This is a genomic window from Streptomyces sp. NPDC049040, from assembly GCF_043197715.1.
Classification (GTDB): domain Bacteria; phylum Actinomycetota; class Actinomycetes; order Streptomycetales; family Streptomycetaceae; genus Actinacidiphila.
This window is the reverse complement of record NZ_JBICTO010000002.1, coordinates 531,631-545,230: the sequence shown is the minus strand read 5'-3', so window position 1 is coordinate 545,230 and position 13,600 is coordinate 531,631. Positions and strand designations below refer to the sequence as shown.

Annotated in this window: 7 protein-coding genes; 5 read left to right on the top strand and 2 right to left on the bottom strand. The window is 73.1% G+C overall.

The genetic code is table 11. The features are described from left to right. Positions 1–46: 46 nt before the first annotated feature. Positions 47–2,533, bottom strand: coding sequence for a tetratricopeptide repeat protein (locus ACGFMP_RS07310; protein ID WP_393670867.1), 2,487 nt, complete (start codon positions 2,531–2,533; stop codon positions 47–49). Further along, on the bottom strand, positions 2,530–4,323 hold the full coding sequence (locus tag ACGFMP_RS07305; RefSeq protein WP_393670866.1) for a trypsin-like peptidase domain-containing protein: 1,794 nt from the start codon (positions 4,321–4,323) through the stop codon (positions 2,530–2,532). The genes ACGFMP_RS07310 and ACGFMP_RS07305 overlap by 4 nt, the downstream gene beginning before the upstream one ends. Before the next feature lie 240 nt (positions 4,324–4,563). On the opposite strand from ACGFMP_RS07305, the gene ACGFMP_RS07300 reads away from it, so the two are divergent. From ACGFMP_RS07300 to ACGFMP_RS07280, 5 genes are all read left to right on the top strand, one after another. Further along, the gene (locus ACGFMP_RS07300) at positions 4,564–4,860 is read left to right on the top strand and encodes a trypco2 family protein (RefSeq protein WP_393670865.1); all 297 of its coding nucleotides are present in this window, start codon (positions 4,564–4,566) and stop codon (positions 4,858–4,860) included. Between the two features lie 393 nt (positions 4,861–5,253). Beyond that, positions 5,254–7,155 carry an amidase gene (locus tag ACGFMP_RS07295; RefSeq protein ID WP_393670864.1) on the top strand — a complete coding sequence of 634 codons (1,902 nt, stop codon included), beginning with the start codon at positions 5,254–5,256 and terminating at the stop codon, positions 7,153–7,155. After that, positions 7,152–7,346, top strand: a complete 195-nt coding sequence (locus ACGFMP_RS07290; protein WP_393670863.1) for a hypothetical protein — start codon at positions 7,152–7,154, stop codon at positions 7,344–7,346. Before ACGFMP_RS07295 ends, ACGFMP_RS07290 begins: the two co-directional genes overlap by 4 nt. Positions 7,347–7,363: 17 nt before the next feature. Further along, positions 7,364–10,087 (top strand): alpha/beta hydrolase family protein, encoded by a 2,724-nt coding sequence (locus tag ACGFMP_RS07285; RefSeq protein ID WP_393670862.1) that lies wholly within the window; start codon positions 7,364–7,366, stop codon positions 10,085–10,087. A gap of 424 nt (positions 10,088–10,511) precedes the next feature. Beyond that, positions 10,512–13,600 (top strand): choice-of-anchor D domain-containing protein (locus ACGFMP_RS07280; protein WP_393670861.1); only part of this gene is annotated, 3,089 nt, incomplete at its 3' end.

Below are 13,600 nucleotides of genomic sequence, written 5' to 3'. Positions count from 1 at the left end.
TTCTGTGCGTGTGCTGCGGACGGTGCGCGATGCGCGCGCCGGGTGGTCAGAACCGGGATTGTGGGCGTACCGCGTACGCGCGGTCGAGCAGTTCCGCGCGCTCGGCGGGCGGGGCCTGGCCGACCAGGGTGCGCAGCGACCCGTAGAGCAGCCGCGCCAGCGCGGTCCGGCTCCGGGCGCCCTCGAACAGCTCGCCCTGCGGCAGTTGCGGGAAGCCGGGCCGCGCCGCCTGCCCCGCGGCGGTCGGTGCCGTGCCGCGACGGGCGCCGCGCGGGATCCGGGCGAGGGCCGGCCGGCCGCGCCGGGAGGAGGGCCGGTCGGGCTGCGGGTGCCCGGCGAGCACGTTCTCCCGGATCTCGGCGATCAGCCGGTCCCTTGCGTCGTCGTGCGGCAGCTCCGCCAGCCGGTCGCCGGCCTGCCCCAGGTCCGCGGCCGACGGGTCGGTGCCGGCCACCCGGCCGGTGAGGATCCGCAGGGCGGCGATCCTGGCGACGTCGTAGTTGCGGGACGTCGTCGGCACCTGGTCGAGCACCAGGACCGCGCCGGCCCGGTCAGCGTGCAGCAGCCGCAGCCTGGCCAGCCCGAAGGCCGCGCTGGTGTGCGCGCGGTCCCGCGCCCAGACGGCCAGGTAGTAGGCCTCCGCCTCCGCCTCGGCTTCCGCCTCGCGCCCGGCCCCGGCCTCCGCCGCCGCGGACCCCGCCGCGCCGGTCCCCCTGAGGTATTCCGCGCAGTAGCCCAGCGCGAGCTTCGGCGCCCACTCGCCCGGCACGGTCGCGTAGACGACGGAGAACTCGCCCTGCGCGTCCTTGACCCGCCCGCGCATCAGGTGCAGCAGCCCGCGGTGCCACGGCGGGCGCCAGTCGTAGCCCGCGACGTCCCTGCCCATCAGCCGCACGGCCTCGCCGAGCCAGTGCTCCGCCGCCACGCGGGCCGGCTCGCCCGCCGGGCCCGGCTCGCCCGACAGCAGGTAGGACCGGCACAGCCACAGCGCGACCTCGACGGTCTGGAGGCCGGAGTCGTCGCGTACCCGCTCCGCCGTGCGCTCCGGTGCGTCGCCTGCCAGCCCGCCGAGCAGCACCGCCGCCGGGTCGCCGGGGTCGGCGATCGGCCCCGGCAGCGCCCTGGCCGTCTCCTGCGGGCTGGGCGCGGCGGCCGCCAGGTCGGGCGGCGGGGCGCCCTCGGGCCGCAGCGTCCAGTGGGTGAGCGCGGGGACCGTGCCAAGGGAGGCGCCGAAGACGGCGGCGGTCGGCTCGAACCGGGTGGACCTCTCCGGATACCGCTCGCCGCGGTCCAGCGCCCGGTGCTCGCGCAGCACCTCCCACAGCTGCCGGGACATCTGCGCGGCGGAGGTGAAGCGGGCGGCGGGCTCGTCATGGGTGGCCCGGCCGATCAGCCGGTCGAAGGAGCGGGCCGCGAGCCCCGCCGGCTCCTTCGCGCGGGCCGCGAGCACCGCGAGGGTCCGGCCGACGGTGAACAGGTCGCTGTCGATGCCGAAGCCGCGCTCGGCGCGCTCCTCCTTCTTCGGTGCGAAGCGCCAGGTGTAGACCAGGGAGCTGGTGGTGTCGTCGATACGGCGGACCGCGCCCAGGTCGATGACCTTGATCTGCCGGTCGTAGTGGATGACGTTCTCCGGCTTCATGTCGCAGTAGAGCAGGCCCTGGTCGTGCAGGTACTCCAGGGCGCCGAGGATCTTGCAGCCGTAGGTGACGACGTGGTCGATCGCGAACGGCTCGCCGAACAGCCGGGCCAGCTCCTCGTCGGAGGCCAGCAGCAGCTTGTCCAGCGGCCGGCCCGCGACGTACTCCATGACGATGTAGTCGGTGGGCTCGGTCCCGCCGTCGGCCCGGTGCTGCTTGGACGCGATGATCCCGACGATGTCGGGGTGGTGCAGGGTGGTCAGCGAGCGCCGCTCCTCGACGGCCTTGCGGCGGGCCGCCTCGTCGCGGGTGTTGATCTGCGTCTTGAGGACGACCCGCTGGCCCGGCAGGTCGAGGTCCTCCGCCAGGTAGACCCAGCCGGTGCCGCCGGGCGAGAGGTATCCGATCACCTTGTACTGCCCGGCGATCACGTCGCCGGGACCGAGCTGCGGGCGGAAGGAGTAGGGGGTGCCGCAGACCGGGCAGAAGCCCTCGTCGGGCGTCGGCCCTTCGTCGTATGACACCCCGATGACGCCGGTGCAGTTCGGCACCCCGCAGCGCCTGCCGCCCTCGATACGGCGGACCGTGGAGCGGGCCACGTCCCCGTCGGCGGGGCGCGCGACCCTGGGCAGCCGGACCAGGCCGTCCCGGTCCAGGACGCCCGCGGGGGCCGGGCTGCCCCCCGCCCCCTGGTCGTCGGCGGGCGGCTCCGCGGCCGCCGGCGCGGTGCCGGACCCGGCCTCGGAACGCGGCCCAGGCACGGCCGCGGCCGTCCCGACGGTGGGGGCAGCAGGCGCGGTCGACGGGTGGCGCAGGCAGGTGCCGCAGTAACCGGTGGCGGTGATGGTGCCTTTGCAGGGGTGGTGTGGGCACGGCTTTCCCGGCGCGGTCGTCACGGCTTGCCCCCTTCGTCGCGGTCCCCGCCCTCGGGGTCCTGTGCTCCGCCGGATGCCTCCGGCCTGCCGGGCGGCCGCGCGGCCGACCGGTGCACGAAGTCCATGAAGCGGCCGACGGCGTCCTCCGCCGCGGGGACGTCGCAGGGCCGTTCGCGCAGCAGCCGGTGCGCGGTGAGGAAGACCTCGTCCGCCTCGAGGTCCTCGGCGCGCACACCGCCGTCCTCGTAGAGGCGGCGGTAGGGGCCGAGCCTGCCGCTCAGCTCCTTGCGCCGGTTGAGCAGCCGCAGCAGGTCGGCGACCGCGTCCGGCAGCCGCCGCTCGGCGCGGGCCGCCATGTGCTCGTAGCGCGCCAGGTCCTGGCCCTCGTCCGGCAGCCCGGCGAAGACGCCCTGGCCGGCGGCCAGTTCCGCGGCCGCGGCCTGCACGTGGAACAGCGCGTCCAGAGCCTTGCCGGTCAGCTCCTGCGACTCCTGGGTGCCGCGCACCCGGGCCGTCAGCCGGGCGAGTTCGCGGCCCGGCCCCTCGATGATCCGCTCCAGCCGCTCGCCCAGCCGCGCCCGGCGCTCCTGGGCCGGCCGCAGCAGCAACTCCCCGCGGGCCCGGTCGAGATGGTCGCCCCTGGCACGGAAGACCAGCAGCACCCTGCTGCCGCCGGCGACGACCAGCGCCAGCAGGTCGATCAGCGAGGCGGGGTCCACGGCCGCGTCGACACCGTCCACGACCATCGTGACCGTCACCCCGGCCGCCGCGAGGCGTTCCGCGGCCGGCAGGTCCGGCCGCTGCCACAGGCCCATCCGGCCGGCGATCCGCTCGGCGATGTCGTCGGTGCCGCGCCCGGTCGCGTAGACCGCGAGGTCCAGGCCGCCGGCCTCCGGTACGGTCCCCGGCGCGTCGAGCGAGGGGCGCCCGGTGGAGACCCGGCTGCGCAACTCCCGGTCGGCCAGGGTGATCGCGCGTCGCAGGGTGGCCGTGCGCACCCGGTCCTCCGCGGGCACCAGGCTGATCTTGACCTGCGCCGCGGCGCCGTCGCCGCGCCGCCTGTCGTCACCGCGCAGCCAGCGGGCCAGCCGCTCGGCGAACGGCCCGTCGAACAGCGACCCGTCGTCGCCCGACGCGGGCGACCGCAACTCCTCGTCGACCGCGGCCGGTCCCACCGTCCACTCGCGGACCTGCGGGAGGTGCAGCAGCACCGTCTCCGCCGGGCTCATGAAGGAGTAGCCGCCGCCCTTCTCCGGGGCGCTCGCCACCACCATGCCGATGACCTTGTCCGTGGCCAGGTCGACGACGCCGCCGCCGCTGAACCCCGGCCTCGCCACCTCCGCGGGGCTCGGCGGCCGCAGCTGCACCTGGCCGTCCCTGCCGCAGCCGCCGAGGATGACCGCGGGCAGCCAGAGGCCGCCGTTGTACGCCGCGGGGAAGCCGTACATCCGCACCTGGCGGCCGGGCGCGGACACCCGGTGCAGCGAGGTCGCCTCGGCCGCGGGCCGCGGCTCGGCGAGTTCGAGCAGCGCCACGTCGCCGACCGGGTCGCCGTTGCTGTCCCGCTCCTCTGGCCGGTAGGCGTCCCCCGCGACCCTGGCGGCGACCTCCGGCACCCGGAATCCCGCGGCGCCGACGAACTCCGCGGTGACCTCTTCGTCCCGCCCGACCACATGTGCGCAGGTCAGCACGCGGTCGGGGCTCAGCAGGATCCCGCTGCCCGCGATCGTCCCGTTGGCCCGCCGGATACGCACCGCCCACGGAGGCGTCGCAAGGGAGGACCCGATACCGATTCCCCCGTCGGCCTCCATGTCGTGCACCTTACGCCTGACGGCACGTCATGTCCCCCGGATGGACCACAGGGCCGTCCCGCACCCCCGGTCTCGGTGCCGCCGGACTCGTCCTGATACGCCCTGGGGCGGGTCCGCGACGAGGGCGCCCCCCGCCTCGCGGCGCCCCGCGTCCTGCGCCGCACACCACCGCGCCAACGACCGCTCGCGCCCCTAGACTTGGCCCTCCGTCGCGAACGATCACCCTTGGGGGAAGCCGCCGTGGAAGACCCGTCCTTCGTCGGCCTCGCCGAGGTCGTCCAGCAGATCCGCGGCGAACTCGAGCAGGCCAGGCAGGCCGCAGAGGGCCAGCGGATCGGCTTCTCGGTCGAGAAGGTCAGCCTCGAATTCACCGTGCAGGTCCACCGCGCGGGCACCGCGGGCGGCGGCCTGCGCATCGGCGTGGTGACCGCCGAGCTCGGCGGCAGCGTCGACCGGGGCACCACCCACCGCGTCCAGGTCGACCTCGAACCGCACGACGGGGCCGGCCGGCTCGGCGTCTCCCGCCCCGGCCGCTGACCCCCGCCGACACACCCGCTCGCATTCCCCGCAGCCGGAACAGGAATTCCCTACCGGCATCGTTGTCATGCGCACGATAACGCAGGGTGTACGGGGTCATCCTGGCCGCACCGTGTTTAGTTTTTGTTTCAAACACCTCCCCGCGATCGGACCGACATGGGTCCCCACGTGCGACAACGACCGTTTGACCAGGTTCCGGGGAATTTCTACGTGACCTGCAATTCACACCAGAGATGACCGGGCGAAACAATCGGATGAACTAGATTCAGCGTGAACTCATCTCACCGAAACGGGCTTCCCGTCGCATTATCCGGGCACTAAAATCTGCGTAAGAGACGCCATTCCCCGTGTTCGTCCTTTTCCTTCACCACGCAGAGGACAGGAAAGCCGTAGATGCCGGAAGAACGTGACCCATCCCCCGGAGCCGCAGGTCCCGCCCGCTCCCTCAGCCGCCGGTCCGTGCTCGGTGGCGCGGCCGCCGTGACGGGCGCCGCCGCGATGTCGGCTGCCGCCGCCGCACCCGCCGCCGCCCAGCCGGCACCGTCGGCCGCCGCCCACCTGCTCAGCGCCCTGCCCGCCGTCCACGACATCAAAAAGCGCTCCCGCCTCGTCGACTACGAGGTGGTCGAACTCGCGGCGCTGATGCGGGCCCGTGTCGTCACCGCCGTCCAGGTCACCAAGGCCTACCTGGACCGGATCGACCGCTTCAACGGCCCCTTCGAGACCTACGGCGACAACGGCCTGTACAACGCGTTCGTCCGGATCGACCGGGACGGCGCACTGGCCCAGGCGGCCGCCGCCGACGCCCGGTTCGCCAAGGCCAGGCACTCGCACGAGGACCTTCCGCCGCTGCTGGGCATCCCCTTCGGCATCAAGGACTCGATCGCGGTCAAGGGCCTGGAGGCCAAGGACGGCAGCCACGCCTTCGACGGCAACGCGGCCCTGCGGGACGCCACCGTCGTGCACCGGCTGCGGGAGGCCGGCGCGGTGATACTCGGCCACACGGTCGCCTCGGCGTTCTCCGGCTCGATCACCGGCACCTTCGCCGGCAACGCGTGGAACAAGGCCTACGTTCCCGGCGGTTCGAGCCAGGGTTCCGGCGTCGCCCCGGTCGCGCGGCTGGCCGCGGCCGCCATCGGCGAGGAGACCGGCGGCTCCATCATGATGCCGTCGGCCGCGAACGGCGCCAGCGGCATCAAGCCGTCGCTCGGCACCACCTCGGTCGCCGGGTTGATGCCGCTCTCCCCCGGCTACGACGTGCTGGGCCCGATCGCCCGCTCGGTGCGCGACGCCTCGCTGATCCTCTCGGTGATCCTCGGCCCGGACCCGGCCGACGACCCGCTGACCCTGTCCGCTCCCGACCCGTACCCCGCCATGCCGCTCAGTGCCCGCAAAGGCCGCAGACCGCTGGCCGGCACCACCATCGGGATACCGCAGTCCGACTGGATGCGCACCAGCGGCGGCATCAGGACCGGCACCGCCCCGCAGGACACCTACGACGCCGACCACCTGGCCGCCTTCACCCGCCTTGTACAGCAACTCACCTCGCTGGGCGCCACGGTGAAGGAGTTCCCCGGCCTGGACGTCACCGTGCCCGCCAACGACCCGTACTTCTCCAGCAGCGACGTGCTCGCCACCGTCGACGGTTCGCCGGTCTCGCCTTCCTCAGCGGTTCTCAGCCCCAACCGGTACGAGATCCGCTACTGGGACGCCGTCAAGGACTTCGCCGCCACCCGCCCCGCCGACCAGGCCGCGGCGCTGCTGGCGCAGTACGGACGCAAGGCGCCGGGCGAGACGGAGCCCTCATTCGAGTCCGCGAGCAGGTTCGCCGGGCAGGTCCCCGCCGCCGCCAGGGTCGAGGGCGAGCGGCGCAGGCGCACTCTCCAGGCCAACTACCAGGCTGCGCTGGACGCGGCGGGCGTGGACTTCATGCTGGTCTTCTCGCTCGGCGCCCGGATCGGCCTGCGCAGCGGCGGTGGCTTCCCGGTCTACCGGGCCTACTACCAGCTGCCCAACGCCCTCGCGTGGCCGATGGTCTCCTTCCCCGTCGGCTACGACAGCACGGTCGGCCTGCCGATCGCCGCACAGTTCTGGGGGCCGCGGTTCAGCGAGCCGCAGATCGTCCAGGCGGCCATCGACTACCAGGAGCACTTCCCGCAGTACCACAACGCGGCGCCGCCTGACCCGGACACCACGGCAGCGACGGTCGCCCCGCGGATGCTGCGGTCCGCGGAGCCGGCCACACCGCCCGAGTTGTCCAACGACCCGCTGGTCGCCGAGGAGGCACTGCGATGAGCTTCCTCACCGTCGGCTGGGGGCCGGTGATCAACGCCGGGCTGCCCCCGCAGCACCCGGGGGACGGTGCCTCGCCGGTGTCCACCGTGGGCTGGCTCCCCAAACTCGGCACCGCCTTCTACCCCTACCCCCACGACGAATCCGACCGGAGCCCGGCCGCATCGCGGCAGAACGGGGCATCGCACACGTGAGACGAGGCACCGCACACGTGAACAGACGCATATCCGGGCGGCCGTTGCGCCGCCCGCTCACGGCCCTGACCGCAGGACTGCTGGCGGTCGGCGGATCCACGGCCGCCGCGACCCTGCCTGCCGCCGCCGCCACGCCCGGACCGGGTCAGGCCGTGGTCGCGAAGGGGGACGGATGGACGGTGACGCGCGCGGCCGCCGGATACACGGTCTCGCTGCGGCTCGGCACCGCGCTGCCGGTCAGGGACGACGTACCCGAACTCCTCGCCGACGGCGTCGACCTCGGCCCCGCGGCCCAGTCGGCGGACGGCCGTACGCTGACCGCCAGGACCACGGCCCCGGCCGTGGCCGGGGCGTCCACCATCGCCTGGCAGTGGTCGACCGGCGGCAGCAGCACCGCCCCCGGCCCCACCTCCCTGACCTCCGCGGCCGCCCAGCTCCAGGCGCGGCGCGCCACCGTCGACAAGGCGCACGCGGACGGCCGGCCCGCGCCGGCCACCCCCGGCGGCACCGGAACCACGCAGGCCGACCCGACCACCGTCGGCACCGGCACGTACACCGTCGCCGACTACGACTTCGGGGCCCAGTCGATCCCGCTTGCCGACATCGGCGGCATCCGCGGCGAGTTGGAGGGCCGCATCTACCTGCCGACCGACCACCGCCCGCACCCGCTCGTGGTCTTCCTGCACGGCCGGCACAGCGCCTGCTACAACACCACGACCCTCAAGGGGGCGAGCGGCTGGCCCTGCCCGGCCGGCACCAGCCCGATCCTCAGCTACGCCGGCTACGACGGTGCGGGAGAGGCGCTGGCCGCCGACGGCTACACCGTCGTGTCGATCTCGGCGAACGCGGTCAACGCCAACGACAACCAGCTCTCGCCCGACGACGGCGCCGCCACCCGCGGCCAGTTGGTGCTGGACACCCTGGCCATGCTGAAGGCCGCGGACAGCGGCCGCCCGGTCGGCTACCACGACGCAGCGACCGATCGGGACGTGACCCTCGACCAGGCACTGGCCGCGGGCCGCGCCACTCACCCGGGCGGCACGCTCACCGCCCGCCGGCTCGCGGGCACCATGGACTTCGCAAGCATCGGCCTGATGGGCCACTCCCGCGGCGGCGAGGGCGTCGTCACCGCGGCCACCCTCAACGAGGCTCTGCCGCACCCGTGGAGCATCAAGTCCGTCTTCGCGCTGGCGCCCATCGACTTCACCCGCGCCACCCTGCCGGACGTCGTCACCACCACCCTGCTGCCGTACTGCGACGGCGACGTGTCCGACCAGCAGGGACAGCACTTCTACGCCGACTCGCGCGACGCCACCTTCGCCGACGACGTGCAGCGCTCGGACGTCTGGGTGATGGGCACCGACCACGACTTCTACAACTCGTCCTGGACACCGCCCTATCCGGCGGCGTCGGACGACTGGTCGAAGGTCGACGACCCGGTCTGCGGCACCAGCGCCACCGCCCTGGCCTCCGGCCAGAACATCCGGCTGACCGCGGCACAGCAGTACCAGGTCGGATCGGCGTACATCGCCGGGTTCTTCGAGGCCTCCCTCGGCCGGCAGACCCGGTTCCAGGGCATGTTCGACGGCTCCGGCCAGGAGCCGCCCTCGGTGTCCGGCTACGCCGACGTCCGCACCGTCGCCCAGCAGCCGCGGTCCTCACGCACCGACATCACCACCTTCAAGGAAGCGTCGCCGCTGGTGACCGCCACCGGCGACGTGACGGCCACGGTCTGCGCCAGCAAGTACGGGCGTACCGTCCCCGAGGCGCTGCCCGTCTGCACCAACCCCGGGAGCACCCTCACCAACCAGCAGGTACCGTACTGGACCCCCGCCAACTACGCCCCGAACGTGCCGCTGAACCCCATGACCCACGTGACCTGGACCGGCAACCGCGGCGGGGTGAGCGTCACCGTCCCGCCCGGCGAGCGGAACATCTCGCGGTACGACGAGATGAGCGTCGACATGTCACCCGACGAGAGCGTCACCACCGGCACCGAGCTGAGGATCACCGTGACCGACGCCTCGGGGCACCGGTGGAGCTCCCCGGTCTCCGCCCTCAACAGGTGGGGCGTGGACCGGATGCCCGCCGGCGGCTCGACCACGCTGGGCAAGATCGTCCTTCAGCAGGTCCATGTGCCGACCTCGGTACTGCGCAAGGCGGGGCTCGACCTCCACCGCGTCGCCTCGGTCGGCTTCGCCCCGGCGGTCGGCGCCGACGGCAGCACGTCGGGCGGGGTATACCTGTCCGACCTCGCCTTCGACACCAAGGCGCTGGGCACGCCGCACGCCCGGCAGCGGCCCACCGTCAATGTGGCGTCCACCGCCGTGGAGGAGGGCTCGGGTCCGGCCACGGGCCAGGTCGCGGTCTACCTCTCGCAGCCCGGCGACACAACGGTCAGCGCCTACCTGACGGTGCTCGGCAGCACGACAGGCGCGCTCGCTCCCGCCATGCAGCAGGTCGTCTTCCCGCCGGGCGCGACCTGCCGGGCGGTGACCGTCCCGGTGATCGGCGACTCCCTTCCGGGGGCGGCGCCGACCACTTCCTACAAGGTCGCGGTGTCCGACTCCGCCGGCGCCGTGCTCGGCGACCACGACTTCGGCACCCTCACCGTGCGTGAGGACGACGGCGTCACCGGCACCGCCGCGGCCGTGCCACCGGTCGGCCCCCAGGGCGACGTCTGCGCGGGACACCGGGACCCGCACGCGGGGCCGACCCACCCGGGAGGCCACCACCCCTGATCCACCCGGGAGGCCACCGCTGATCCACCCGCCCCCGCTCGAACGCAGGCGCCCCGCCCCACGGCGGGGCGCCTGTTCCGACGAGGAGCGGATGCGGAACGGATGCGCCGCCGCCCTGACACTCCACGTCGGCTGACCACCCCCGCGGGCGCCGGACCGGCGCGCAGACATGTCCCCGCGGTGAACCCAGGACGGCTGCCAGGCTGTGGCAAATCGACTGCCTGGGTTCGTACATCCCGAATCCCCGCAAACCAGTTCAAAATCTGAATGCATAGTGAAGGTTTTGTGATTGGATGCGCGGGCTGTGCCCGTGTTCCGCGGCCGCTCACACGATCGAGGCGGCCGCCACGGGCGCGATGGCGTGGGGGATTCGATGGGGACTCAGGAGAGGGTCGGTTTGGCGATGTCAAGGGGGGATTCCGTGGTGGGCACCACCGAACAGGAACACAGGCGCAGACGCACCCGGCGGCGCGGGCTGGTGCTCGCCGTCACCGCCTCGCTGGCCGCAGGGCTGATCGGGCTGGGCCTCTCACCGGCCCAGGCGAGCGAGCCGACCGGCTCGGTGGACAGCCTCAGGACCGGCTGGGACCAGAGCGAACCGAACCTGAGCCCGTCCGACGTACGCTCCTCTTCCTTCGGCCAGCTCTGGAAGGCTCCGGCGCAGCTCGACGGGCAGATATACGCCCAGCCGCTCGTCGTGGGCGGCACCATCGTGGCGGTCACCGAGAGCAACAGGGCCTACGGCCTCGACCGCACCACGGGAGCGGTGCTGTGGCAGCGCAGCTTCGGGCCTGCATGGCCCGCGTCCGCCCTCAACTGCGGCGACCTCACGCCGACCGTCGGCAGCACGGCGACACCGGTGTACGACCCCGCAAGCGGCGCGGTCTATCTGACCACCAAGGTCGACGACGGCGCCAACCCGCTGAACCCGCACTGGTACATGCACGCGCTCGATCCGGTCACCGGGGCGGAGAAGTCCGGCTTCCCCGTGACGATCCAGGGCACCCCGTCGAACGACCCCGCCCAGTCCTTCCTGCCCGCGTACGAGATGCAGCGGCCGGGGCTGCTGCTGCTCGACGGGGTGGTGTACGCGGGATTCGGCGGGCACTGCGACGCCCCGCCCTACCGCGGCTACGTGGTCGGTGTCAGCACCACCAACCCCTCGGTGACCTCGATGTGGGCGACGGAGGCCGGCGCCAGCAACGTCGGGGCCGGCATCTGGCAGTCCGGCGGGGGGCTCGTCTCGGACGGCCCCGGCCGGATCTTCCTCGCCACCGGCAACGGCGTCAGCCCGGCGCCCGGCCCCGGCAGCGCACCGCCCGGCACTCTCGCGGAGTCCGTGGTCCGGCTGCAGGTGCAGTCCGACCAGAGCCTGAAGGCCGCCGACTTCTTCAGCCCGTCCAACGCGCCCACCCTGGACCAGCGGGACACCGACCTGGGCTCCGGCGGGCCGGTCGGCCTGCCGGACAGCTTCGGCACCGCCTCCCACCCGCACCTGATGGTGCAGCAGGGCAAGGACGGCCGGATCTTCCTGCTGGACCGCGACCACCTCGGCGGCAGTTCACAGGGCACCGACGGGACCGACGGCGTGGTGGGAATCACCGGGCCGCTCAAGGGCCAGTGGGGACACCCGGCGGCCTGGGGCGGTGACGGCGGCTACGTCTACCTCGTCGGCAACGGCGGCTCGATGGTGGCGCTGCACCGCGGCGTGACGGGCTCGGGCAATCCCGCGCTGAGCGTTGCGGGGTCCAGCCAGGACTCCTTCCCCTACACCAGCGGATCGCCGGTGGTGACCTCCGACGGGACCCGCTCGGGCAGCGCCCTGGTGTGGGTGGTCTGGTCGGGCGGGCCGACCGGCGTCAACGCCCAGCTGCGTGCCTACTCCCCCGTTCCCGACGCGAACGGCGTCCTGCCGCTGGTCTGGTCCGCGCCGATCGGCACCGCGGCGAAGTTCGCCACCCCTGCCACCGACGGCGGGCAGGTCTTCGTCGGCACCCGGGAGGGCAAGGTCTACGCCTTCGGCAACCCGGTGGGCAGCCCCCTCAAGGGCGGCCCGGCCGAATTCGGGCTCGTGCCGGTGGGCGGCTCGGCCGATGCCGACGTGGTCCTGACGGAGAACCAGAACCCGTCCGCGGCCCTCGGCGTCAAGGGCGTGACCGTCGACGGCCCGTTCACGGCGGACACCTCGTCGCTGCCGTCGACGATCCCGGCCGGCGGGCAGCTGTCGATACCCGTCACGTACACGCCCACCGCGGTACTGGGTGCGAGCGGAACCCTGACCGTGACGACCGACGCCGGCAGTTTCGCACTGAGCCTGCACGGCGTCGGGACCAAACCCGGTCTGGCCGCGTTCCCTGGCACCCTGTCCTTCGACGACCAGCCGACGGGAACCACGGCGGGCACGAACGTCCAGCTGACGAACACCGGCACCGAGCCCGAGGTCATCACCTCGGTCACCCCGCCTGACGGACCGTTCACGGCCGGCAACCTGCCCAGCGCCGACCCGGCGAACCCGACCGTGATCCCGGCCCAGAGCTCGATCGTCCTCGAGGTCGGATACGCCCCTACGGCCACCGGCCGGAATTCCTCGTCGATCACTCTGGGCAGCACCAGCGGTCCGCTCACCATTCCGATCGAGGGCAACTCGATCAGCGGGCAGGGCCATCTGACGCTCACTCCGCCGACCCTCGCGTTCGGCGGAGTGCTTCGCGGCACGTCGAACACGCGGGCCTTCACCATCACCAACACCGGGAACATCCCGGTCACCATCACCAAGGCGAAGGCGCCGGCAGGTGTGTTCACCACCACCGACCCGCTTCCCGAGGGTCTGGTCATCGGACCCGAGCAGAGTGTCGTGCAGACGGTCACCTTCGCCCCGACCGTGACCGGCGCCCAGTCGTCCACCTACGAGATCACCGGTGACGCCGGGCAGGGGGCGCAGCTGGAGCAGCTCACCGGCACCGGTGTGCCCTCGCCGTCGCAGCTGGGCACACTGCTGGCGCGGGACTCCTCCGGCACCCTGTGGCAGTACCACGGCACCGGTGTGCCCGCCGTGCCACTGGCCGCCCGGGCCGGCATCGGAACCGGCTGGAACATCTACAGCATCATCACGAGTGTCAGCCGTGAGAAGGCGGACGGCACCGGAACCGCTGTCGCCCGTGACAGCAGCGGCACGCTGTGGTTCTACGACGGCACAGGAAAGCCGAACGCACCCTTCGCGGCCCGCAAGAACGTCGGGGCCGGCTGGAACATCTTCGACTCCATCGTCGGCACCGGCGATCTGAGCGGGGACGGCAAAGCCGACATCGTCACCCGCGACAGCGGAGGCGGCCTCTGGCTCTACCCCGGCACAGGCAAAGCCACGGCACCCTTCGGAACACGCACACTCATCGGACCCGGCTGGAACATCTTCGACACCATCGTCGGCACCGGCGATCTGAGCGGGGACGGCAAAGCCGACATCGTCACCCGCGACAGCGGAGGCGGCCTCTGGCTCTACCCCGGCACAGGCAA